This is a genomic window from Streptomyces sp. NPDC006458, assembly GCF_040612135.1.
In the GTDB taxonomy this organism is placed as follows: Bacteria; Actinomycetota; Actinomycetes; order Streptomycetales; family Streptomycetaceae; genus Streptomyces.
This window is the reverse complement of the sequence record NZ_JBEXPR010000010.1, coordinates 35,952-57,319: the sequence shown is the minus strand read 5'-3', so window position 1 is coordinate 57,319 and position 21,368 is coordinate 35,952. Positions and strand designations below refer to the sequence as shown.

The window sequence follows — 21,368 nt, the reverse complement described above, 5'->3', positions numbered from 1 at the left end:
CCCTCAGGACAGGCCGGCGGCCCAGGAGTAGTCCTTGAGGTACGGGTCCGGCTCGACGGGCTTGCCGGAGTTCCACACCTCCTCGATCAGGCCGTCAGAACCGATCTCGCCGATCCGGGCCGTCTTGGAGATGTGCTGGGTGGCGCCGTCCACGGTGACCGTGCCCTCGGGGGCGCCGAAGGCGATGCCGTCGGAGGCGGCCTTGACCTTCTCCGGATCGAAGGAGCCCGCCTTCTCCACCATGGCCTTCCACAGGTAGACCGAGGTGTAGGCGGCCTCCATCGGGTCGCTGGTCGGCTTGTCCTGGCCGTACTTGGCCTTGTACGCCTTCACGAACTTCTCGTTCGCCGCGCCCGTGGTGGTCTGGTAGTAGTTCCAGGCCGTCAACTGGCCCGCCAGGTACTGCGTGCCGATCGACTTGACCTCCTCCTCGGCGATCGACACCGAGACCACCGGCATCGACTTGGCGGTCAGCCCGGCCGACTTGTACTCCTTGAAGAAGGCCACGTTGGAGTCGCCGTTGAGGGTGTTGAACACCGCGTCGGCCTTCGAGGCCTTCACCTTGTTGGCGATCGTGCTGAACTCGGTGGCGCCGAGCGGCGCGTAGTCCTCGCCGAGCACCTTCATGCCGTTGGCCTTCGCGTACGCCTTGATGATCTTGTTGGCGGTGCGCGGGAAGACGTAGTCGCTGCCGACCAGGTACAGCTTCTTGAGGCCCTTGGCCTTCAGATAGTCCAGCGCCGGGACGATCTGCTGATTGGTGGTCGCGCCGGTGTAGAAGATGTACGGGGACTGCTCCAGACCCTCGTACTGCACGGGATAGAACAGCAGCGACCTGTTCTTCTCGAACACCGGCTTGACGGCCTTGCGGCTGGCGGACGTCCAGCAGCCGAAGGTGGCCGCGACACCGTCGTCCTGGATCAGCTTCTGCGCCTTCTCGGCGAAGGTCGGCCAGTCGGAGGCGCCGTCCTCACCGATCGGCTGGATCTTCTTGCCGAGCACTCCGCCGGAGGCGTTGATCTCGTCGATCGCCAGGCGCAGCGCGTCACGGACGGTGACCTCGCTGATCGCCATCGTCCCGGACAGCGAGTTGAGCAGACCGACCTTCACCGTGTCGCCGCTGACGTCGATCTTCGCGGCCTTGTCGGACGACGTGCCGCCCGAGTCGGTCTTGGCACCGCAGGCGGACAGCGCGGCGACGGCCGCGAGCGCCGCGCCCGCGGCCAGGAGGCGACGCCGGAGAATGGATGAACCGCTGATCAAAAGAACCCCCTCGGGTGTGGGAGGAAGGCAAACCTCCCGAAGCGGTCCACAGCCTCAAGTCACGCTGTTTCCAGGGCGTTTCGCGGGACTTTCCCCGAGGCAACAAAAAACGCCCCGACCGGCCGCGGAGAGCGTTTCGACGCTCGTCACGCAATTCGCCCGAGGCATTCTAATTAATTCCTGCGGGAAGTATCTTGACGGGGTGACAGCCTGTCAAGAGCAGCTAGTGCCGGAGGTCCAGTTCGGCGAGCACGTCGAAGTCCAGCCCGTCCGCGCGCGCCAGGTAGATGCGCTGGCGCACATGGCGGTCCCGCAGCCGCAGGAGGCCGCGCGGGCCCTCGTACGACACCGTCTCCGCCGCCGCCCCGATCGCCGCGACGTCCGTCGTCCCGGCCCCCCTCAGCAGCGCGGCGAGCAGCAGCACACCCTCGTAGCACGATTCGCCGAGACTGCCGAGGGCGGGGGCGTCGAGGCCGTAGCGGTCCGCGTAACTGCCGTGGAAATCGAGGGTGTCGCGGTTGGCGAGGGAGGCGAAGAAGCCCGCGGTGCTGTAGAGGCGGCCGGTGGCCGAAGGCCCGCTCGCCATCAGCATGTTCTCGTCCATCAGCGTGCTCAGCCGCAGACAGCGCGCGTCCAGCCCGGCGGCGGCGAAGGCCCGGTTGAAGCGCACCGCGTCGCCGCCCACCAGCAGCATCAGCACCCCGTCCGCGTCGGACCGCTCGATGCGTCGCAGCACGGGTTCGAAGTCGTGTGTGCCGAGCGGCAGATACACCTCGCCGCCGATGTCCGCCCCCGTCGCGCGGGCGTAGGAGTGCGCGGCCCGCGCCGTACGCCGGGGCCAGACGTAGTCGTTGCCGACCACGAACCAGCGCCGCACCAGATGCTCACGGGTCAGCAGGGCCATCGCCGGGCGCAGTTGGTCCTGCGGTGTCTCACTGGTGAGGAACACGCCGGCGGTGTGCTCCCCTCCCTCGTACAGGGCGGTGTAGACATACGGCACGCGATGGGCGACCCTCGGCGCGAGTGCCTGCCGCACCGAGGAGATGTGCCAGCCGGTGACACCCTGCACGACGCCCAGATCCACCAACGCCTCTACCTGGTCCGCCACCTGACGTGGCGTCGCACCCCCGTCGACCGGGATCAGCCGCAGCTCACGGCCGAGGACCCCGCCCTCGTCGTTGACCCGTTCCGCCGCGAGCTGGGCACAACTCTCGCAGGTCGGGCCGAACATCCCGGCCGGGCCCTGGAGCGGGAACACCAGAGCCACGCCGAGCACGGAGCCGTCGGCCGTGAACCACTCGGGAGCGGGCGTCTCGTGCCGGAACATGGCGACATGATTTCGGTTCCTCGCGGTGAACTCCAGTGTGTCTCATACGATGTACGCACCTCGTGACCCAGGACTCCCTCAAGCCAGTCCCTAGGAGCAGGATGGCCCCCTCGTCGCCGCGCCGGCCGTACGAACTGACGCAGCTCCTCACCCGGGCGGAGCGTGCGGCGTCCCGTCGGCTCCAGGCCGCCCTGGACGCCGAGGGCTGCTCCTTGGAGACCTGGCGGGTGCTCGCCCTGCTCTCGGACGGCGCCGGGCACCGGATGACGGCGGTGGCGCAGGCGGCCTTCCTGCCGGCCCCCAGCCTGACCAAACTCGTCGACCAGCTGGTCGAACAGAACCTCGTCCACCGCCGGGTGGACCCCCTCGACCGGCGCCGCATCCTCGCCCACCTCACCCCGCGCGGCCAGGAGTACTGGCGGCGCGTCGACCGCGCGGTCCGGGCGGGCTGGCCAGGGTTCGACCCGGGCGAGGAGGACCTGCTGCGGGCGCTGCTGGGGCGGCTCGTGGTGACGCTGGAGGAGACGACGGCGCCCCGCTCGGCCGAGGTGTGAGGCGGAGCGCGCCGCCCCGCGACGCGCCGGGCTCGGCTCGGGCGCGCCGCCCGTGCCCGGCGAGGTGTCCGGTCCGGCCTCGCGCCGCCTCGCCTCGCCCATGAGGACGAGGCGCGACGGCATCCGGGCGCCGCGGCGTCAGCCAGCGAACCCGGTCACCGGATAGTGGTCCGACAGGTTGGTGTACGTGTACGACGTGCCCCAGCTGGAGACCGTCCAGGGTGCGCTCCGCTCACTCACCACGTCGTTCTTCCACACCGCGGGGCGGGCGTGCCCGGCGCGGTGCAGGACGTGGTCCAGGTCCTCGCGCGGGTCGCTCGGGTAGCGGTCCCGGGCGATGGAGTTGTCCTGCGTGTCGAAGGAGTACGGGTGCCCGGTGCGCGTGTCGGCGCCTGCCAGACCGCCGTCGGCGAGCATGGAGGCGTACTCCGGGGTGCGCGAGTCGACGTTGAAGTCGCCCGCGACCACGACCTGTTCGGCCGCGGGGATGTTCTTGGCGTCGAGGAACGCGTCGATCGCCTTGAACTGACGGCTGCGCACGGCCGCCGCCTCACCCGCGTCGCAGCCCGGGTCCGTGGACTGCGCGTGCGTGCCGACCACGTGCACCTTCGCGCCGTCGACGTTCAGCACGACGTACGCGAAGCCCTTGTTGGACCACCAGTCGGCGCCGCAGGCATCCTTGAAGACGTACTGCTCCCTGCGCACGACCGGCCACTTGCTGAGGATCGTGACACCGCCGTCCTCCGGCGTGGCCGAGGAGTACGACCCGCCCGTGGCGTCCCAGCCGGACGTGCTGCGGCCGACCACGGGGGTCTGGTACGGGTACTCGCCCGCGGCGGCCTTCTTCAGCGCGTCCGAGGAGGAGTTGTCGAACATCTCCTGGAGCACGACGACGTCGTTGCCACGCACGAACGGGGCCTTCGCGATCTCCGCGGCCCGGTGGTCCTGGCCCCAGTTGGGGTACAGGGTCTTGCTGAAGAGAAAGACGTTGTACGTCAGAACCCTCAGCCGCGGTGTCTGGTCGGCGGCCGACGCGGTGGGTGTCGCGCCGGCGAGTCCGGCGACCGCGAGCGAGAGGGCGAGCACCGCCGAGCCCTGTGCACGGCGCTGTGCGAGAAGCGTCACTGGATCTCCCTGTGGTCTAAGGGGGTTGAGTGGCGACGCACATCAAACCATCAGATATTACCCTTGGGTAATACCTTGGGTAACACCTTGGGGGGAATCGGATGGCGCGGGAGGGGGCAGGTGTCGAACCTGTCTAGACAAGCCAGACCCCGTCCCGCATCACGTACCGCTGCGGCAGCTCGCGTTCCTCGTGCCAGGCCTGCACCGCGACCGGCCGCACCCGGAACCACGTGTAGTCGGCCCGGTCGGTTCGCGGGTCCCAGCCGTACTTCGCCGTGAACGCCTCGGCCGCGGCGCCGGGCGCGTCCGGACCCGCGAAGGTCTCCACGTCCCCGTCGATCAGCACGACGTCCCGCGTGTCGCCCAACGCCAGCCTGGTGCGGCCGCCCGCACGCAGGTTGCGTCCGGTCGGATTCCGCGGCCGGGTCGCCAGCCAGACGTCCGTCCCGTCCCACAGGAACCACAGCGGCACCAGCCAAGGCACCCCCTCGCCGTCGGCGGAGGCGACCCAGACGTCCTGCTCCCGGTCCAGACGGTCCAGAACGTCCCGCCGACGGTCCACGGCCGCACGCGGGGATTCGGTGACGGGTGGGAGGCGGTCCAGGGCGTCCTGCCGAGGGTCCACGGTCTCGTGCGGGGAGTCGGTGCCGTCGGGCCGCGCGACCATGCTGACCCACTTGGCGCTGGTGGTGTGCCTGCGCCCCCTGAACTCGTTCGGTCCGCTCTGGTCCTGAACGAGGATGCGGTCATGCGGGAGCGCGCGGACGACGCGCGCGAGCTTGCCTCCCCACAGCCGCACCGTTCCACCGGTCTCGATGAAACGGCCCTTGCTGTCGCGGGGGTGCAGGGCAGGGTTCCACGGTCGACGCGTGACCTTGACCTCGAGGTCGCGACTCAGGTCCTGCGACTCAGCCTGTGCAGTGGGGCGATTCAGCATGGCGCGGACCATGCACAGTGCAGGTGGTTAGCGTCGCGGCCTCGCCGTGGGGGCCGGGCGGGCTACATCGTCTCGGTGAGGATGTGGAACAGGAACCAGATCGCGCCTCCGCCGAGGATGACCGTGAATGCCGCGCGGCCGACCTTCGAGCTGCGGATGCGAAAGAGCCTGCGGGTGTTCTCGCTCAGGGTGTCGTCGTCCTTCTTGTTGGCCAGCGCGATGGTCTCGTAGACGACGAAGAACAGCGTCCATCCGCCCCACAGGAGCGCGCTGGTGTTCTTGCGGATGAAGCGGCCTATGCGTCTCACGGGGACTCCTTGGGTGCGGGGATGGGGCGGGGGCCGTGGCCGTCGTAGGCGGCGGCGTGGGACGTGGCGAGCAGGTCGGTGTTCAGGCATGCGCCGTCGGCGGCCGTGATCGTGGCGAGCCAGCGGCCGTACTTCTCCTTGCGCTGGGTCTCGACCACCAGGCCGGTGGGGTGCTGGGTGAGCCAGTCGGTGACCCAGGTGCTGGCGGCGCGCCCTGCGGGGGTGTTCTTCTCGGGCGTGTTCAGGCCGAGGAGACGAACGCGCTGGCGGACGTGGATTCCGAAACCGAGGTCTATGTCGACGTCGAGGGTGTCGGCGTCGACCACGGCCTCGACCGTGGCGGGGTAGGTATTCACGTCAGCCCACCGCCTCGTCGGTCGCGTAGTGCAGGCGGCAGCGGCAGTTGACCGTGAGGGCGATGGGGGCGAACGGGTCGCCGGGGTAGCGGAGGCTGGCGCCGTCAACGGTGTACGGGGCGCCGACGGGCAGCGTCTTGCCGTGGAGCGCCTTGTGCGCGGGCCGCACGCGGGTGTCTCCGCGGGTGACCCAGGTCCGGACGACGTCGGGGCCGGCGTGTTCCGCCGCGGCGTCTGCGGCGCCGTTGATGGTCGCCACAGCGCATGTCTCGGCGATGCGGGCGATCAGGGCGGGCTCTGCGGACTGGTAGTAGCTGACGACGGCGTGCGCCAGGTCGTCGATGTGCTTGGCGTCGTGCTGGGCGGCCTGGAGGACCGTGGCGAGTTCGGCGAGGAAGGCGGTGATGGCCTCTCCGGCGTACGCCGCGGTGACGATGGCGGCGGCAGCCGCGGACGGGGCACTTCGTCCCTGCCGGTGAGGGCCTTGCCGACCTTGCGGGCCGTGGCGACGGCGGCCTGCTGCAGGATCGGTGTCAGGGTCTGGCTGGTCTCCTCGGCCCAGCGGGGGGCGCTGACGACACGGTTCTGGTCGAGGTCGGCGTCGACGCGCCGGACGTCGTTGTCGTTCTCGGGCTCCCAGTACCGCGTGTACCTGCGGATTTTCGGGGCCCGGAGCCGGGCGAGGATGACGCCTTCCTGCCGTGCGAGGAGCGCGGTGACGGCTGCGGCCACGGCCGTGGATAGGGCGTCGAAGTCGTCGTCGGTGACCTCGTAGCCGTCCTGCGGCAGGGCCTTGGTCTCGATCGAGGCGCGGGCGGCATCGACGTCCTCGGCGGCGTCGCCGGGCAGCGCGGCGTCCTGGGTGTCGCGGGCGCGGGCGACGTCGGCGGCCGCCTCGCCAGGGCCGGTGTCGAGGTCGGTGGCGCGGGCCGCGGCGACGGCGTCAGCGGCCGTAGGTCCTGCGGGCAGTGCAGGGGGCCCGTCTTGGGCTCGTGCGGCGGCGACGTCCGCCGCGGCGCTCGGGCCGGGCCCCAGGGCGCGGGCGGCGGCCACGTCCTCGGCCGCGGTGTCCGGAGCGGTGCCCGGGGGCAGCGGCGCACCGGTGGGCGCGGCGCCTGGCGTGCCTCCGGCAGCCGGATCGGGGCCGAGGCCCAGCGCTGCGGCGTCCTGCGGGTTGGCCGGTACGGGGGCCTTCTGCGGGGAAATCCACAACGCCCGGGACTGCGGGACGTTGAATGCTGGCTTCCCAGCGATCTTCCGGTACTCGTCGATCGTGATGAGGCCGGCTTCCCACTCTTTGCGGGCTTCCTCGCGGGCCTGGCGGCGGGGGAACTCCAGCGCCTGGACGCTGGAAGTGTCGAAGCGAACGATCCACTCGTCATCGAGGTCCGGATCGAATCCGGAAGCGATCAGGTTGAGGTGGGGCAGCTGCGTGTGGTCCCAAAAGTTGTATTCCTCGCGGTCGGCGTTGGCGTAGGTCCGCTCGGAGGCGTTGCCGACGATGGACTCCGGGACGCCGAACGCGGCCAGGATCTCGCCCTTGGACGTGCCGGCCAGCGTCTCGTAGGCCATCTCGCGCGGGCGGGCGGAGGTGTCGACGTAGGTGACGCCACCGGGCCCGGTGCCGACGAGGGTGAGCTGGCCAGCGTTGTGTGCGCCGGGGGCCAGACGCTGCTGGATGCGGTCGACTTCCCGCGGGTCGACGCCGTCGAGGTCGATACCGACGATGCCGCCGGGCCTGCCGTCGTCGGCGATGAAGCTGATGTTGTAGGTGCGCGCCTTGACGTCCAGGTCGATGGACAGGCCCGCTGCTTCGAGCGGGGTGACGCCACAGAACGGGTCGGTGGGGTGGGGGTCCCTGATCCATATGACGTGCTTGGGCTGCAGCTCGCGGATGTGCCCGCTGTAGTCGGTGAACTCGAAGTGCTTGACGTAGTCGGCGTTGCGGTCGTCGGGGATGATCTGGACGCGGTCCGGCGGAAGCAGGTCAAGGCGTACGAGGGTGCCGCCGCGACTGAAGGTCTTCTCGATGAACACGCCCTTCTTCGACAGAAGGAGCTGCGCGCTCAGCCGCTTCTTGAAGACGTCGCCCGTCTCCAACGGGTTGGCCTTCTTGTTGAGCAGCTTCAGCAGTGGGTGGCTGTCGAGGGTCTCCTCGAAGCGGCGCTCATCGCCGCCGCGGCCGATCTGGATCGGGAGCGTGCTGGCGTGCTTGCTGATCGCCTCGATGGACTTGAACGTCCAGATCGAGCGCTCGTAGCCCTCGATGATGACGCGTTCCATGTCCCAGCCGTCCGCGCGGCCGGGCGTGCCCCAGACGTTCGTGACGCCGGCGTAGGTCATCGAGACGTACGCGTTGCCCGCGAGGAGGTCCTTCGTCTCTGCGGGTGGCGGTGGGGGAGCGGCGGCGCGGGGGACGAGGAGTCCCCGGAGGGTGGGGAGGAACTGGCGAGGCATCAGGCGGTCTCCTCGTCTTCGTGCTCACGGGTGGTGAGCCACAGGCCGACGAGGACGACGGCGAGGGATACGCCGATCCAGCCCAGGGGGATGCAGAGGGCGAACGCGCAGCCGGTGAGGCCGCCGTATCCGGTGATGCAGACGGCGGCGCGGACGGCACGGGCCCAGCGGGGCGCGTCCGGATGGGGCTGGAGGAGGATGCCGGCAGTGAGTAGGCCCGCCATGGCGGCGGAGAGTCCGGCGGCCCAGTGGAGTGCGCCCAACGCCACGAGGACGCCGAGCAGGCCGAACGCGGTGAGGAACAGGCCGGCGGCTTCACGCGCGAGCGCCCAGGAGGTTCGCTGAGTAGTCACGCCGCGCACAGTGGATAGTCAGCGGCGTTAGTGTCGCGCGGTCAGCGCGGGGGCCGGGAAATCCCTCCTACGTAGACTTCGATGCCGCGTCGCTGGATGCGGCCGCCGGGGACGACCCGGGCGTTCCTGGGCGGGACGGGAATGATCCTCCGCTTGGCGCGGGTGCTCTGGTCTCCGCCGATCAGGTGCCGGTTGTCGATCTTCGCTGAGCAGTCCTGGCCTGTGACCTCGTCATACGGGCGTCGGCATCCCTTGCAGTAGACCTCGAGCGCGTCGATGCGCTGCCCCTCGGTCGCCTTGAAGCTGCCGCGGTAGTCGGCCACCTTTGCGATCTTCGGTATGACCTCAATCTCCGCGGCCACGACCCAGACGTGGGAGAGGTCGCGCTTCTCTTCATCGGCGGGGGGCGCGGTCGGGCCTTCGGGGTCGACCTCCACCAGGGTCTTGGTCTCGGGCGCGGGTGCAGCATCCTCCGGGTCGAGCCAGGAGAACAGAGACTCCTGCAGGTGCGACCTGCCGGTCTTGGACGAGAGGGGAGCTGTCGCGGTAGTCACCGTTCCTCCGGGTCGCTGCGGGGTTGACGAAAAGTGTCAACCCCTTCACGGCCCAAACGTCAGCGACCGTGATCTGTTACAGGTCGCTCTCCGCTCAGTCCTCCACCAGCCGCCGGGCGCGGCCGCCTCGGGTGACGGCCAGCCGCGCCCGAGAGCTCTATGTGCCGAGGGCCGACGGCACTTGGGCCTGCACGACCCCGCCCTCGATGCAAGGCGTGTCTCCGGTTGCCAGGGCCTGCAGGCTGACGAGGAGACGCGTCCGCCCTGTCGGCCACTGGTCAAGGAACTGGAGGGTCGGCATGACGCGCACGGTAGCCCGAGGGTCCCGGTACACCAGGCCCGTCACCGCGCCGCGGGTCATGGGCGCAGCGGCCATGACGTGGGTGATCACCTTCCTGCGTCGCATCTGCACCGAGTCGACGGCGACGCGCCGCAGGAGCCTCAGCCTCCCGGAGGGGTCGGCAAGCACCCGGTGGCCGGCTTCCTGCGGCGTCTGCCCGTCGTACACGCCGCCCGCGGGAAGCATCAGCATGCCCTGGAGGTCGACGACTGTGATGCAGTCGGCGCCGACCGGAACGAGCAGCGAGACGCCGATCACCGGGGGCCGCCAGTTCTCGTAGGCGGCGTGACGGCGCTGCCCGGGCGCCGTAGCCGTTGCAGTGGGCATCAGGCCGGGCCGTCCTGTACAGCCGCCACGATCTCGTCCAGGTGCCGGGGCTGGCTGGTGCTCGGAATGGGCGCGACGTGGGAGCCCTGGTTGAGAAGCCAGTGCAGGGGAGCGGCGGGCCCGTTGGCCTGTACTAGGACACCGGCGTCCAGCGGCCGGTAGGCCACATACGGAATGGTGAGGTCGCGGCACATCTCCACGGCCGGGTCGTCGCGGTCGGTGGTGTTCAGCACGTTCTGCACCGCGGCGACGGGCCGGTACTTGAGCACGTATCGGATGTCCTCGGGCGTGACCTTCGACAGGCCGATGTGCCCGATCTTCCCCTCGTCCTGCAAGGCGTGCAGCACTGCGATCTGGTCGTCGCGCGAGACCTCGGGGTCGATGCGGTGCAGGTAGCACAGCTCCAGCCGCTCCACCTTCAGGCGGCGGAGGCTCGCTTCGACGCTGGCCCGCAGGTAGAAGGGGTTGCCGAGCGGCTTCCACTGTCCGGGGGCGGGCCGGACCATGCCGACTTTCGTGGCGATCAGCACATGGTCGGGGTAGGGGTACAGCGCTTCGCGGATGAGGTGTTCGACGGTATGGGGGCCGTAGGCGTCGGCGGTGTCGATGTGGCTGATGCCGTGGGTGTGCACGGCCTGGCGCAGCATGCTGAGGGCGGTGTCGCGGTCATCCGGGTCACCCCACGTGCCGGGGTTGGTCAGGCGCATGGTGCCGAAGCCGAGCCGAGAGACGGTCTTCCCGGCGATGTTGATGCAGCCGGCGGGCGGGGCGGGGATCATACGAGTTCCCCCTTCAAGCAGCGCTGGACGGCGACGTCAACGGCGTGGGCCTGGCTGTCGGGGTCGCTGGTCACCCGTTGGTGGGGGATGACGTCGTTGGCCAGGAGACGGTGCACGCGGTCGTCGACGAGGCGCCGGAAGGTGGCGTCGTAGTCGTGGCTGGTGTCGACGGGCACGCTCTCATCGAGCACGGTCGCGAACAGCAGGTCGTACTTGGGGAGCTGCGTGGAAGCGAGGGTCAGCAGGCGTTCGCGTGCGAGCCGGGGCAGGGTCTCGGCCCGGAACGCCATCGCGGCCTCGAAGTAGGCGATGGCGTCGTGGGCAGCGCGGTCGATGAGGACGACTTCGGCGCCCTGAGCGGCGGCGTTGGTCTCGTCGAGGATGCCCTGGGCGATGATCCACTCGGTGGACTGGGCGGTGTGGTGCTGCATCTTGGGCAGGCCGGCCGCGGCGGCGCGCTTGCCGAGCTGCCCGGTGCGAGCCACCGTTACGCCGTGACCGCGCAGCTCCATCTCTATGCGCTTCAGGAGCGTCGTCTTGCCCGTGGAGTGGGTTCCGAGTACGCCGATCCGGAGGGGCTGGGAGGAGGAAGTCACCACAGGGTGGGGTCCCTTTCTGGTTCGGGGGCGCCGGGCAGGTCGGGCGGCACGGCCGCGCCGACCAACTGGCCCCAGGTGTCGTAGCGGGAGGCCATGGCGAGGAGGAGCTGCGCCGTGGCGAAGGCGTCGAAGGTGGCCCGGTGCCGGGCGCCGGGCGCTTCTCGCAGGTCGGGTTGTACGTGCTCGATGAGCCTGTCCAGGCTGTACTTGCCGAGGTCGGGGAAGGCGTCCCGGGCCAGCCGGAGCGTGTCCAGGACGCCCGCAGGCTCCCAGCCGGGCAGGTGCGCGCTGAGCACGCGGTAGTCGGTGTGCGCGTTGTGTGCGCAGATCCAGGTGTTTCCGAGGAAGGCGTGTACCTGGCTCGCGACTTCGGCCCACGCCGGCTTGTCGGCCAAGTCGGCATTGGTCAGGCCGTGCACCCGGGTGGCGAAGGAGGTGACGGGGCGGTTCGGGCGGGTCAGCCACCAGCCCGCGGTGCCCTTGTCGGGGCGCCCGTCCCGGATGGGCAGCGCAGCGACTTCGACGAGGTCGGGCGGGTTGGTGCCGTTACCCTCGACGTCGACGACGAGCAGCGTGGGCCAGGTGGCGAAGTTCATGGCGCATCGGGTCCGTCCTCCGCCTCCCAGCCGATGGGGGCCCGGCCGTGCTGGCGGTAGTGGTGAGGCTTGCTCCGGTCGTGGCATTGGTAGCCGAACCCGTGCTGCAGGAAGTAGCGCGGCGGCTCGTCCAGTCCCTCCACGACGATGGCACGGTCGTTGACCTCGACGTCACCAACCGCCCCAAGAGCGCGCGCCTCGCGCACGACGGCGTCCAGCGGCGGCGTCACCCAAGCCTTCTCGCATAGCGAGATCTGCTCGGGCGGGCAGATGTCACACAGTTCCCGAACGCCGTAGTGGCCGTTGTAGTCGGCCTCGCCCCAGGCGTAGGCGACGCCGCAGCTCGTCTTGCGGAACAGCGTTCCCCACTGGGCGCCACCGGCAGCCTTGTCCGGGCCGAAGGCGTCCAGGATTCGCTGCTCCGCCTGCTCCGGCATGATCTTCCGCCGGGCCGTGTCCTCGTACGGCACCGGCATGCCGTGGTCCTCGTAGTACGCCTTGATCTCGTCGCGGAAGAACAGGCCCGTGAAGACGGTGGCGTGCGCGTGCAGGGACAGTTCGCGGGCGCGCTCGATGTGCTCGTCGGAGTCGTTGAGGCCGGGCACGATCGGCCGCCAGTACAGGACGGTGCGGTAGTTCTCGGCGTGCTCGTAGAGCATGCGAAGGCTGTCGGCGGCGTACGTGGAGTTGACGGGCTCGATCTCCGGATGGTCGATGCCGGAGTGGGTGACGAGGACCGTCAGGCGCAGGTGACTGAAGGAGTTGAGGACGGCGCAGTCCTCCGCGCTCACCCGCCATCGGGTGATGACGAGGACGTGGTTGGTCAGGCCCTGCTCGTCGAGCAGCCGCAGGACCTCGAACGTGTGGGACTTGACCACCGGCAGCATCGGGTCGGTGGCCCGGTTGAACACCTGGATGGGCGTCTTGTGCGGCCGGAAGTGCGGGTGGCCGACTAGCAGGGCGACGGCGGTTTCGTCGCTCATCAGCGCCCGCGGTGTCTTCATCTCGAAGTTGCCGAACAGGTGCCGGACGCAGTAACCGCAGTCCAGCGGGCAGCCGATGATGTGGTTCAGCGACAGACCCGACTTGCGGTACTCGATCACGTCGGCAAGGCCGGGACTGAGTGTGCTGATCTGCTCGGCGCTCAGGACGGGAAGCATGCGACGGCGCGGCATGGAGGGAGCAGTCACAGGGGACCTCCGGGACAGGGAGCGGTTAGCGGTAGGTGCGCGTGGTCTGGAGGGGCACGTCGGCCGACTGAGCAGTGAGCAGCACGCGGCGGCGGGCGCCGTACCATGTGCCGAAGTCGCGGCGGGCCGCGTCCGCGTCGTCGGAGGTGTGCACCAGGTTGTGCACGAGGCGCTTCTGTTCGAGGGCGGCTTCGAGACTGTCGTTGCCGAGGTCGCCACGGATGGTGCCGGCGGCGGCGCGCGTGGGGTCGAAGTGCCCGATGAGCTGACGCAGTCGGCCATGGATGCCCGGCTCGCCGTACGCGAGGGCGAGGGTGACCTGCTTGCCCGCGTACGCGTCGTCCAGGCACGCGGGGATGTCGCGGTCGGGGAAGTGGTCGGCATCGACCAGGAGGTCCCAGTAGTGCACGTGGGCTTGCCACGGCTGCACAGTTACGTTGATCCGGTTGGCGATCGTGGCTCCATCTGCGGCGATCCGGTCGAGCACGGCGTCGGCCAAACCCCGCTCGACGGCGTCCGGCTTGCACAGGACGACCGAGCAGCGGTCGAAGTCGGTGACCCGCAGGCCGCGGCCCGGCCCGTACCACGTGCCGTACTCGCGGCGGGCCCCGGCGGGATCGTCGGAGGTGTGCACCAGGTTCCGCACGAGGCGGTTCTCCGCCCGCGCGACGGCGAAGCTGTCGGCACCCAGGTCGCCGCGGATCGTCCCGGCAGCAGCGCGGGCCGGGTCGGTGTGGCCGATGAACTGCCGTAACCGGGCGTGGATGCCCGGTTCCCCGTGCGCCAGGGCCAGCGTGACGGGCTGCCCCGCGTATGCGGCGTCGATGCACGCGGACAGGTCGGGCATGTCGCGGCGGCCGGTGTCGGCGAGCATGTCCCGGTAAGCCACGTGCGCCTGCCACGGCTTGGCGATGACGTCCATGCGGTCGGTGACGGTGAAACCCGCGGATGAGACCATCTCCAGGATGCGCGAGGTCAGCCCGCGCGCCACGGCGTCAGGCTTGCACAGGACGACAGCCCACCGGTCGAAGTCGACCTCGTCCACCACGGCGCCGCGCATCGGCTTGCCGATGCTCACTGTGCGCCCCTGTCGACCACCGCGGCGCAGGCCGGCCACTTGCGGACCATCAGCCAGCGCAGGCCCGGGTCAAGAGCATGAAGGAGCGCCGGATCGACGGCGGCGACCTGGTCGTGCTGGATCTGCCGGTACAGCTCGAACAGCGTCACAACCTGCTGCCAGTACGGAGGCAGATCGAGACGGTTCTGGATGTGCGGCGCGGTGTAGCGCAGCCCGTTGGTGCGCAGCGCCTCTTCGTGGACCAGCAGACGCTCGATGGTCGCCGCGGTGGTGTCCTCGGGCATGGACGGGAAGGCGAAGTGCACCGCCGGGCTGCTGGCTGCCTCGTCCAGCACACGACGGACCCGGTCAGCGTTGTGGTCGTTGACGTGCGCGGAGCCGATCGTGTGCGTGTACGTGCCCAGGCGCAGCCTGAGTTGGATGGCCGCGTACTCCTGGATCACCGTGAAGGAGAACACGTCGGACAGCAGGCCACAGTCGAGATCATTCGCCCGCATGTTGCAGACCATGTGCAGGTAACCATCGCGTGGCAGCAGGTGCAGGCCGGCGAGGCAGGCAACGTCTGGGTTGGAGCGGTCGGCGAGTTCGGCGGCCGAGAACACGGGAAGGTAGCCGCGCTTGCTGTCCGGCTCGTTCAGCAGTAGTTCGACGACCAGGTCGAAGGGGGACTGCACCCCGTCTGCCGGGTTGAAGAGGGTGTAGCCGTACGCAGATCCACGAAGGTGGATGCCGTCCGCGCTGCTGGAACGCATGGACGGTGCGTAGTAGCCGATCATGTCCAGGTCGCGGCGGCCGGCGAGGTACCAGAGCGCTTCGGCGAACTGGAACACCGGGTTGGCCTTGCGTTCGGCCAGGTAGGGCAGCCGCTGGCGCGGATCGGGCAGGCGGAAGCTGACGCCGATCACTTCGCGGGCCGCGTTGCCGCGAGCGTCGATTCGGTGCTCGGGTTCCTTCGTCGCGAGCTGCAACAAGGACACGTACGCGTCTCTGACGCTGGGAAAAGCGGGCGCTGTGAGCAAGGCACTCTCCTGAGAGGGGGATGGAGCTACTGCCTGCCCGGTGGCCGCAGAGTCAGTGTCGTGCGGCCACCGGGCAGGGGTCTATGCGGCCAGTTCCAGCGCGTGCAGCAGCTCGTCCAGGTCGAGGAGGCGGAAGGAGCTGAGCCGCCTAATGAGCTGCGATCCGAGCAGGGTCGGAAGGTTGGGGTGGCCGAAGGGCAGGGGCTCGTCGGGCTGCGCTACGACGTGCACTTCGTTACGGGCGCTGAGGCCGTAGATCGTCCCGTGCACGCCGTACAGAGGGGCGCTGCGGGCGAGGAAGACCATCGGGTTCTCCTCCAGGTGGGGGCAGAGGGCCGCGGCCGCGCGGGCGTGCTTGGCGCACACGGGAGGCTGGTTGGTGTAGATCGTGGGCCGTGTGGGGTCCTCGTCCTTCGGCCCGGCGAGGAAGATGAAACCGAGCGGCGTGCGAGCAGGCTTCGCGCAGACCTGGCAGGACAGGGTCTGCATCGTGACCATCTGCCGGTAGGGGTGCATGAGCTTCCACTGTGGGTCACCGGTCGGCATTTGCCGCTTGTCGAGGGGGTTGAAGCCGCACCGCGCCCACAGGACCCCGCGTATCGGCCTGTCCCTGGGGTCCTCGTCGCCGTAGTACAGCCGCGGACCGGAAGGGTGCCGGAAGATGATGAGGTTGTCCCGTGCGGCGTCCTCCCCCTTCCGCTGGGTGATGAAGGGGACCAGGGTCGGCTCGGTCGTGGTGCGCACGGAACGGGTCTTCTCTCGGGTCGGGGCGTTCGGGGGGAAGGGGAGCAGGAGGCCGGTCACGGTTCCTCCTTAAGGCACTGGTTCGCCACCAGCCGTTCGAGGAGTTCCTCGGTCGTCCAGGCCATTCGGCGGACGTGTCCGACTGCCCTTCGGTGGTCCGCCGGCAGCTCCTCCGACCGCAGTGCGCGGGACAGCGTGACAAGGTCTCCGACCCGCTCGTCCTGCTCGGTTACCTGGGACGTGACGGCCAGGTTCGCCAGCCGCATCAGGTGGCCGCGGAGCCGCAGGGCGCTGTCGTCAATCTCGGCTTCGGTCGGCGTGTAGTCGTCGAGTACGCGCGCGATGTCGTCGAGTAAGAGGCCGTCGACGTAGGGCTGCCACTGCTGGACCTTGCCCAGGATCCAGCGAAGCCGTTCCGGGTCGAAGCGGTGATACTCGGCAGAGCGGACCGCGTGGTCCCATCCCGGGGCTTCAGGGGGCGCGCTCACGATGCCTTCTTCGACGGTAAGGCGAGGGTGCACCAGGTCTCGGCGCCGTCCCGGTTGGCCCCCCAGGTACCGCCGCGTTCTGCGACCACGGCCTCAACGAGGATGAGGCCGCGCCCGGACTCTGCATCGTCCTCAGCAGGCTTCGACAAGGGGTAGCCCGGCATGCCGTCGTCGACGGTGACGTGCAGGAACCCGGCCTGAATCTTGAGGTCCAGGGTGATCTCGGTGGTACCGCTGTGCAGCAAGGCGTTCGTCCAGAGCTCGGAGACGATCAGCATCACGTCTGCGATCAGGTCATCGAGCCCGCAGTGCCTGAGCTTGGCTGCTGCGATCTTGCGCATGACGCCTACGCGCAGGGCGTCCTCGGGGCGGGGCGGCGTGCCACCGTCTCGAGGGGACACGGCAATCCGCTGGTGCAGCACCTGTCCATCACAGCGAGCCGGGCGAGGCGTTCGTGCGGCTGTCATCGTCATCACGTCCTCCCGTGGGACGGCAGGACCGACATGACGGCCGACATAGCCCTGCTGAGGGGGGTGGGCTCCGCGGGCCGTGTGAGGGCGGTCCGCGCTTCGGACAGGCATCGAGCGAGCTGGACGGGGCTGGTCAGCAGCGGCGTGCCGCCGATGGTCTGCTCGTCGTCAGGGGGAACCAGCCACCGCGCAAGTCCAGCCGTCGGCCGCGGGGCGAGCGCGGGAACGAGGATGGCGTTGCCCGGTCCGAGGCAGGTCGGCCGGGGGACCCGTTCGGGCCACGCTGAGGTCGCCATCAATCCGTTCCACCTTGCACATGTGCCGCGCGGCACAAGTACCGCGGCGGAGCGGAGATTGGTGAACGCCACCGCGGGCCCGAGCGGCTGCTCATATCGGGCGAGGAGTTGATAAGCCATCGCGATCAGGGGCCGTTGAGCCAGCACGATGTCGAAGGTCACGCCGCACGCGAGACGCCGTGGGAGGTGAGGGTTCTCCTGCCACGAGTCAGGGGCCGTGTCCGGGTACGGGGTGGCCAGAGAGAGCCACGCGGACACGGCCGTGCTTTCGGCGCTCTCGCGGGTCTCCATGAGCCCTCCCACCATCACGACGGAACACAGGGTGTGTGCCACGTGACCTAGTGCAGCGAATACTGTCGGAGGTGAACAGGTCTTCTGGCCGGAACTCTGCACGCCTTCAACCCGCCTTCTACCCGCCCTCCCACCGGCCCTTTCCTCTGACCTGGGCGTTGCGTTGACGATCCCTCACGCAGCGCCAGCAACAGCCGCTACGGTGAGGCGAAAGCGGAGGGCGAGGGGTGGCCATGAGCGAACTCAAGCGGTTACGCAGCCAGGCGAACCGGACGCAGCAGAAGGTGGTCGAGGACCTGACCGGCCTTGCCACGCGCCTCCACCGCGAGGGGCGGATCGCCAAGCCGCCCACGTTCAGCGTCCGGCAGCTCTCGAAATGGGAGGGGTCCGATCCGCCCTGGCCCTATCCCGAGGCCCGCGAGGTCCTGGCCACCTACTGGGGCCGGTCCGTCGAGGAGCTGGGGTTCCGCCCGCCCTCGGTAGACGAGCCGGACGGCCTGCTGGTCCTCACACCGGTTTCTCTGATCAGCCAGTCCCCCATCCCCACTCCGCGCTTAGCCGGCGCTGGCTCCAGCCCCCTCACCGACCACGCGCCGCCTCCGTGGCTGGCCGAGACCGTCACCGACTCCGACGACTGGCGCATCGGAGCGAACGAGGTCGAACTACTCCGGGAAGCCGCCGACGACATGGACGCCATCGACCAGCAGTTCGGCGGCAACAGGCTGTGGCGGCCGACGCGAGCACACCTGTACTGGGTGCATCACATGATCGACCGCGGGATCTATGACGACGTCCTGGGCAAGCAGCTCCACGCCGTCGCGGGGAAGTTCACCACATCCCTCGGCTGGTTCTGCTACGACGCCGGCCTGCAGCCACAGGCACGCCAGTACTTCGCCGAAGCCCTGAATTCGGCCCACTTCACCGGCGACGACGTGCTGGCGAGCCGCACCCTCAGCAACATGGCCCGACAGGCAGTCGACCTCAACAAGGGCCGCGAAGCGGTTCGGTTCGCCCGCCTCGCCCAGACGCACGCGGAACTCTGGCAGGCGCCGTACCGCGTCACCGCGCTCCTGGCTATTCGCGAGGCTCAGGGGCACGCCCGGGTCGGGGATGCCTTCAACTGCGAGTCCGCTATCAGGCGGGCGTGGATGGAGTGGGAGGGCGGCGTCGACGAGCGCGATCCCGACTGGACCACGTTCCTGAACCTCGCCGAACTGACCTGCCTCGAAGGCATGTGTCGTCTCGACCTCGGCCAGACGTCGCGCGCACAGAAGCTGCTCGCCGAGTCTGAAGCGCTGCAGGACGTCGCGCACTCCCGCAACCGCGGCATGTGCCTTGGCCGACTGTCCGTCGCCGCCATCCAGAACGGCGACGTAGACCACGGCGTCGCAGCGACCGCTGAGGCTTTACGCCTCATCGAGGGCGGCATGTCCTCCACCCGAGCCGCCCACCAGTTGAAGACCGTCCATGACGGACTGATTCCCCACCAGCGCGCCAGCGGCGTATCGGATCTGCTGGAACAGATCCGCGCCCACGTTGCCTGAGCGCAGCCCAGAAGGAGAGTGCACACAGTGGATGCGGAGTACCAGCGGCACGACGCGGCGTCCGCCAAGGGCATCGCAGACGAACTCGTCGACGTCTACGCCAAGGTGTACGACGTCCCTCCGTACGTCGACGATCCGTTCTTCTCCGTCGACTCGTTCCGCGCCCGTCTGGAGGCTGCGTTCGACACCGAAGGCTTCGAGACGGTGACCGCCTGGCAGGACGGCCGGATCGTCGGCTACGTCCATGGCGCCACACTGCCCGTGGACAAGCCCTGGTGGACGTCTCTGGGTGGCCTGCGGCCAGCGTGGCTGCGCGAACTGGCCGAGGCCGGGGGCGTCTTCTGGTTGCGGGAGCTGATGGTGCTGCCTGAGCTGCAAAATCATGGTCTCGGGCGGCAGATCCACGACAAGGTCATTGCGGGCCGGACGGAGACTGTCACCGCGTTGACCTGCATCGTCGACAATCAGCCCGCTCACGATGCCTACCTGCGGTGGGAGTACACGATTATGGGGCAGATCAAGCACGCCCCAGAGTCGCCCGTCTATGACGCGATGTACCTGCCCTCACACTGAAACCGGAACCGCACATGACGCAGATGACCACCCGTACCACCTCGGTCCCGGAGACCCTTGGTCGCCGGGACCGACTCTCGCAAGGCCCCAACCTGCTGTTCGCCTACGGCACGCTTCAGTTCGACGACGTCCTCAAGGCCTTGTTGGGGCGGGTACCCGAGCGGGCCTCGGCGTCCGCCCCCGGCTACCGTGCGGCCGCGCTCGAGGGCTGTGTCTATCCAGGGCTCGTCGTTCGAGCGTTCGGAGGTTCGGCGCCCGGCGTGGTCCTGACCGACCTGAGCAACGAGGAGTGGCGCATCCTCGATGCGTTCGAGGACGAGCGGTACAACCTCCAGGAGGTCACGCTGTCCAACGGCACGCGCGGGTGGGCGTATGTCTGGCCGGGCGATGGCGTCCGAGTCGAGGACTGGGACGCCGAGGAGTTCGCGGCCCAGCATCTGTCTGCCTACGCCGCGCGGTGCGCACGGATAGCTCCCGCCCTGGCCGCGGGACAGCCGAAGGGCGAGTAAGCCGACGGCATCCCGGCGGGCTCTCACCCGCTGGATGCCGCTCCACCAGCTACTCGATCGGGTGCTCGTCGAGCCATTCGGACAGGTCGTGCGCGGAGCCGAAGACGTCGTCCCGGTTCGTCATCGCCGGGTCGGTTGCGGCGCCAGCGGGAGCGCCTTGATCGTCACCGACCGCCACCCCCTCCTCCATGGCGTCGATCAGGGCGTACGCCTCGGTCCAGAAGTCCGCACCCACAGACTTCTCCGCGTTCATCGCCTTCCGCAGGTCGCGAGCGGGCTTCATGAGCGCCTGCATCTGCTCCCAGCAAGTGCCGGGCTCCTGTTCCAGGCACCCGCCGTCCGTGTCCTGCTTGGTGACGGCAGCCTGGAAGGTGGTGGCCGCTTCCTCTACGGTCACGGTCTTTGCCTGCGCGGCCGGCTTGGCGTCGCTCTCGTCGTCGGAGCCTCCGCAGCCGCTCACGGCCGCCACGGTCACCGCCAGGACCAGCGCGCTGGCCGTCTTCCCCCACATGTGTCTCCCCATGACGGAGGATCATCGCACGGCGCTCGGACACGGACACGGCAAGGGCCCTGGCCGATCGGCCAGGGCCCTCCCCCGAAGTGCCCACGCGCTACGACTTCTTGGCGTCGTTCCCCGCGAACAGGCCGCGCAGCATCCGCGCAGCGAAGCCGACGCACAGGGCGCACACGCCACCCGCGATGAGGGCGAACACGAAGCCGACGATCACCATGAGGCCGATGGCGCTCGCGGCGAAGGCGACGCCCACGTATCGCAGCCACGGGTCGGACTGTTCCTTCGTTCGGGAGTCCCGGCGGTGCTCTCCGCCGGGGGTGGTCTGGCCATGACGCCAGATGTGCAGTTGTGGGTCGGGCTGATGGAGCGGCTACTTCGGCGTGTTCTTCTCGGTGGCCGGCAGCTCAATGGGGTCAGGCTGGCCGTCGTACCAGGCGTACGACCATTCGTGACGCACACGCATCTGGGAGGCCCAGGGGAAGACCGTAGCCGCGAGGGCCTGCACGGCGCTGGTGAACTGTTCCGCGGCCTTCCGTACGCGGGTGCCTTGGATGTTGGTGCGCAGTCCGACAGGCACGTGGAACTCGAACGTGAGCCGTAGGACGCGTGGCGACTCTTGGTCGGCCATCGGTACCCCCTCTAGATCAGCAACAGCCTCCCATTGTGCCGATCTTTCGGCGAGATTGGAAGTTCTCGCCGAAATTAGTCAGTCTCGGCGAGATGCGAGGGGTGGGGACCGACGCGGATCGCCGGAGGGGGAACTACCTTCCTGCCGCG

The 21,368-nt window shown here is 69.2% G+C and carries 28 protein-coding genes; 4 read left to right on the top strand and 24 right to left on the bottom strand.

Annotation, left to right across the window (positions count from 1 at the left end; translation table 11 throughout):
- Window positions 1-3: 3 nt before the first annotated feature.
- Both urtA and ABZZ79_RS15570 read right to left on the bottom strand, forming a co-directional pair.
- Window positions 4-1,260: an urea ABC transporter substrate-binding protein gene (urtA, locus tag ABZZ79_RS15575; RefSeq protein WP_356689621.1), complete on the bottom strand. Its 1,257-nt coding sequence runs from the start codon at window positions 1,258-1,260 to the stop codon at window positions 4-6.
- Window positions 1,261-1,486: 226 nt separating this feature from the next.
- Complete coding sequence (locus ABZZ79_RS15570) at window positions 1,487-2,590, bottom strand: substrate-binding domain-containing protein (protein WP_356689460.1); 1,104 nt, start codon at window positions 2,588-2,590, stop codon at window positions 1,487-1,489.
- A 101-nt stretch (window positions 2,591-2,691) separates the two neighbouring features.
- Between ABZZ79_RS15570 and ABZZ79_RS15565 the strand changes: the two genes are divergently transcribed.
- Entirely contained in the window at window positions 2,692-3,144 is a 453-nt protein-coding gene (locus ABZZ79_RS15565) for a MarR family transcriptional regulator (RefSeq protein ID WP_356689459.1), read from the top strand.
- Window positions 3,145-3,282: 138 nt separating this feature from the next.
- Here ABZZ79_RS15565 and sph read toward each other — a convergent pair whose 3' ends face one another.
- The 19 genes from sph to ABZZ79_RS15470 form a co-directional block, all read right to left on the bottom strand.
- A complete protein-coding gene (gene sph / locus ABZZ79_RS15560; protein ID WP_356689458.1) occupies window positions 3,283-4,269 on the bottom strand; it encodes a sphingomyelin phosphodiesterase in 987 nt (328 codons plus the stop codon).
- Between the two features lie 133 nt (window positions 4,270-4,402).
- Window positions 4,403-4,873 (bottom strand): pyridoxamine 5'-phosphate oxidase family protein, encoded by a 471-nt coding sequence (locus tag ABZZ79_RS15555; protein ID WP_356689620.1) that lies wholly within the window; start codon window positions 4,871-4,873, stop codon window positions 4,403-4,405.
- Between the two features lie 395 nt (window positions 4,874-5,268).
- Window positions 5,269-5,514, bottom strand: a complete 246-nt coding sequence (locus ABZZ79_RS15550; protein ID WP_356689457.1) for a hypothetical protein — start codon at window positions 5,512-5,514, stop codon at window positions 5,269-5,271.
- The gene (locus ABZZ79_RS15545) at window positions 5,511-5,870 is read right to left on the bottom strand and encodes a thermonuclease family protein (RefSeq protein ID WP_356689456.1); all 360 of its coding nucleotides are present in this window, start codon (window positions 5,868-5,870) and stop codon (window positions 5,511-5,513) included. Before ABZZ79_RS15545 ends, ABZZ79_RS15550 begins: the two co-directional genes overlap by 4 nt.
- A 1-nt stretch (window position 5,871) precedes the next feature.
- On the bottom strand, window positions 5,872-6,147 hold the full coding sequence (locus tag ABZZ79_RS15540) for a phage minor head protein (protein ID WP_356689619.1): 276 nt from the start codon (window positions 6,145-6,147) through the stop codon (window positions 5,872-5,874).
- Window positions 6,148-6,155: 8 nt separating this feature from the next.
- The gene (locus ABZZ79_RS15535; protein WP_356689455.1) at window positions 6,156-8,327 is read right to left on the bottom strand and encodes a phage portal protein; all 2,172 of its coding nucleotides are present in this window, start codon (window positions 8,325-8,327) and stop codon (window positions 6,156-6,158) included.
- The gene (locus ABZZ79_RS15530) at window positions 8,327-8,680 is read right to left on the bottom strand and encodes a hypothetical protein (protein ID WP_356689454.1); all 354 of its coding nucleotides are present in this window, start codon (window positions 8,678-8,680) and stop codon (window positions 8,327-8,329) included. Before ABZZ79_RS15530 ends, ABZZ79_RS15535 begins: the two co-directional genes overlap by 1 nt.
- A gap of 41 nt (window positions 8,681-8,721) precedes the next feature.
- A complete protein-coding gene (locus tag ABZZ79_RS15525) occupies window positions 8,722-9,234 on the bottom strand; it encodes a hypothetical protein (RefSeq protein WP_356689453.1) in 513 nt (170 codons plus the stop codon).
- A 157-nt stretch (window positions 9,235-9,391) separates the two neighbouring features.
- Entirely contained in the window at window positions 9,392-9,901 is a 510-nt protein-coding gene (locus ABZZ79_RS15520) for a hypothetical protein (protein WP_356689452.1), read from the bottom strand.
- A complete protein-coding gene (locus tag ABZZ79_RS15515) occupies window positions 9,901-10,680 on the bottom strand; it encodes an aldo/keto reductase (protein WP_356689451.1) in 780 nt (259 codons plus the stop codon). The genes ABZZ79_RS15520 and ABZZ79_RS15515 overlap by 1 nt, the downstream gene beginning before the upstream one ends.
- Window positions 10,677-11,276, bottom strand: a complete 600-nt coding sequence (locus ABZZ79_RS15510) for an AAA family ATPase (protein ID WP_356689450.1) — start codon at window positions 11,274-11,276, stop codon at window positions 10,677-10,679. The genes ABZZ79_RS15515 and ABZZ79_RS15510 overlap by 4 nt, the downstream gene beginning before the upstream one ends.
- A complete protein-coding gene (locus ABZZ79_RS15505) occupies window positions 11,273-11,875 on the bottom strand; it encodes a 3'-5' exonuclease (RefSeq protein ID WP_356689449.1) in 603 nt (200 codons plus the stop codon). Before ABZZ79_RS15505 ends, ABZZ79_RS15510 begins: the two co-directional genes overlap by 4 nt.
- On the bottom strand, window positions 11,872-13,065 hold the full coding sequence (locus tag ABZZ79_RS15500) for a radical SAM protein (RefSeq protein WP_356689448.1): 1,194 nt from the start codon (window positions 13,063-13,065) through the stop codon (window positions 11,872-11,874). The genes ABZZ79_RS15505 and ABZZ79_RS15500 overlap by 4 nt, the downstream gene beginning before the upstream one ends.
- Before the next feature lie 25 nt (window positions 13,066-13,090).
- A complete protein-coding gene (locus ABZZ79_RS15495) occupies window positions 13,091-14,143 on the bottom strand; it encodes a nucleoside-diphosphate kinase (RefSeq protein WP_356689447.1) in 1,053 nt (350 codons plus the stop codon).
- A complete protein-coding gene (locus ABZZ79_RS15490; protein WP_356689446.1) occupies window positions 14,140-15,120 on the bottom strand; it encodes a thymidylate synthase in 981 nt (326 codons plus the stop codon). The genes ABZZ79_RS15495 and ABZZ79_RS15490 overlap by 4 nt, the downstream gene beginning before the upstream one ends.
- A gap of 123 nt (window positions 15,121-15,243) precedes the next feature.
- The gene (locus tag ABZZ79_RS15485) at window positions 15,244-15,966 is read right to left on the bottom strand and encodes a hypothetical protein (RefSeq protein ID WP_356689445.1); all 723 of its coding nucleotides are present in this window, start codon (window positions 15,964-15,966) and stop codon (window positions 15,244-15,246) included.
- A complete protein-coding gene (locus tag ABZZ79_RS15480) occupies window positions 15,963-16,394 on the bottom strand; it encodes a DUF6415 family natural product biosynthesis protein (protein WP_356689444.1) in 432 nt (143 codons plus the stop codon). Before ABZZ79_RS15480 ends, ABZZ79_RS15485 begins: the two co-directional genes overlap by 4 nt.
- Window positions 16,391-16,735 (bottom strand): ATP-binding protein, encoded by a 345-nt coding sequence (locus ABZZ79_RS15475; protein WP_356689443.1) that lies wholly within the window; start codon window positions 16,733-16,735, stop codon window positions 16,391-16,393. The genes ABZZ79_RS15480 and ABZZ79_RS15475 overlap by 4 nt, the downstream gene beginning before the upstream one ends.
- A 131-nt stretch (window positions 16,736-16,866) precedes the next feature.
- The gene (locus ABZZ79_RS15470; protein WP_356689442.1) at window positions 16,867-17,160 is read right to left on the bottom strand and encodes a hypothetical protein; all 294 of its coding nucleotides are present in this window, start codon (window positions 17,158-17,160) and stop codon (window positions 16,867-16,869) included.
- A 524-nt stretch (window positions 17,161-17,684) separates the two neighbouring features.
- On the opposite strand from ABZZ79_RS15470, the gene ABZZ79_RS15465 reads away from it, so the two are divergent.
- The 3 genes from ABZZ79_RS15465 to ABZZ79_RS15455 are packed head-to-tail and all read left to right on the top strand — an operon-like array spanning window position 17,685 to window position 20,077.
- The gene (locus tag ABZZ79_RS15465; RefSeq protein ID WP_356689441.1) at window positions 17,685-18,995 is read left to right on the top strand and encodes a hypothetical protein; all 1,311 of its coding nucleotides are present in this window, start codon (window positions 17,685-17,687) and stop codon (window positions 18,993-18,995) included.
- A 27-nt stretch (window positions 18,996-19,022) separates the two neighbouring features.
- A complete protein-coding gene (locus tag ABZZ79_RS15460; RefSeq protein WP_356689440.1) occupies window positions 19,023-19,568 on the top strand; it encodes a GNAT family N-acetyltransferase in 546 nt (181 codons plus the stop codon).
- Window positions 19,569-19,582: 14 nt separating this feature from the next.
- Window positions 19,583-20,077, top strand: coding sequence for a gamma-glutamylcyclotransferase family protein (locus ABZZ79_RS15455; RefSeq protein ID WP_356689439.1), 495 nt, complete (start codon window positions 19,583-19,585; stop codon window positions 20,075-20,077).
- 49 nt (window positions 20,078-20,126) lie between these two features.
- Here the strand turns inward: ABZZ79_RS15455 and ABZZ79_RS15450 are convergent, their stop codons facing one another.
- The 3 genes from ABZZ79_RS15450 to ABZZ79_RS15440 form a co-directional block, all read right to left on the bottom strand.
- Entirely contained in the window at window positions 20,127-20,588 is a 462-nt protein-coding gene (locus tag ABZZ79_RS15450) for a hypothetical protein (protein ID WP_356689438.1), read from the bottom strand.
- A gap of 100 nt (window positions 20,589-20,688) precedes the next feature.
- Window positions 20,689-20,844, bottom strand: coding sequence for a hypothetical protein (locus ABZZ79_RS15445; protein ID WP_356689437.1), 156 nt, complete (start codon window positions 20,842-20,844; stop codon window positions 20,689-20,691).
- A gap of 117 nt (window positions 20,845-20,961) precedes the next feature.
- On the bottom strand, window positions 20,962-21,219 hold the full coding sequence (locus ABZZ79_RS15440; protein WP_356689436.1) for a hypothetical protein: 258 nt from the start codon (window positions 21,217-21,219) through the stop codon (window positions 20,962-20,964).
- Between the last annotated feature and the right edge of the window lie 149 nt (window positions 21,220-21,368).

What these genes read in the sequence shown, in the direction of transcription:
- ABZZ79_RS15570 (WP_356689460.1), bottom strand. Translation starts at nt 2,590, where the DNA reads ATGTTCCGGCACGAGACGCCCGCTCCCGAGTGGTTCACGGCCGACGGC.
- ABZZ79_RS15565 (WP_356689459.1), top strand. Translation starts at nt 2,692, where the DNA reads ATGGCCCCCTCGTCGCCGCGCCGGCCGTACGAACTGACGCAGCTCCTC.
- ABZZ79_RS15535 (WP_356689455.1), bottom strand. Translation starts at nt 8,327, where the DNA reads ATGCCTCGCCAGTTCCTCCCCACCCTCCGGGGACTCCTCGTCCCCCGC.
- ABZZ79_RS15520 (WP_356689452.1), bottom strand. Translation starts at nt 9,901, where the DNA reads ATGCCCACTGCAACGGCTACGGCGCCCGGGCAGCGCCGTCACGCCGCC.
- ABZZ79_RS15515 (WP_356689451.1), bottom strand. Translation starts at nt 10,680, where the DNA reads ATGATCCCCGCCCCGCCCGCCGGCTGCATCAACATCGCCGGGAAGACC.
- ABZZ79_RS15505 (WP_356689449.1), bottom strand. Translation starts at nt 11,875, where the DNA reads ATGAACTTCGCCACCTGGCCCACGCTGCTCGTCGTCGACGTCGAGGGT.
- ABZZ79_RS15475 (WP_356689443.1), bottom strand. Translation starts at nt 16,735, where the DNA reads ATGCGCAAGATCGCAGCAGCCAAGCTCAGGCACTGCGGGCTCGATGAC.
- ABZZ79_RS15470 (WP_356689442.1), bottom strand. Translation starts at nt 17,160, where the DNA reads ATGGCGACCTCAGCGTGGCCCGAACGGGTCCCCCGGCCGACCTGCCTC.
- ABZZ79_RS15465 (WP_356689441.1), top strand. Translation starts at nt 17,685, where the DNA reads ATGAGCGAACTCAAGCGGTTACGCAGCCAGGCGAACCGGACGCAGCAG.
- ABZZ79_RS15455 (WP_356689439.1), top strand. Translation starts at nt 19,583, where the DNA reads ATGACGCAGATGACCACCCGTACCACCTCGGTCCCGGAGACCCTTGGT.
- ABZZ79_RS15450 (WP_356689438.1), bottom strand. Translation starts at nt 20,588, where the DNA reads ATGTGGGGGAAGACGGCCAGCGCGCTGGTCCTGGCGGTGACCGTGGCG.
- ABZZ79_RS15440 (WP_356689436.1), bottom strand. Translation starts at nt 21,219, where the DNA reads ATGGCCGACCAAGAGTCGCCACGCGTCCTACGGCTCACGTTCGAGTTC.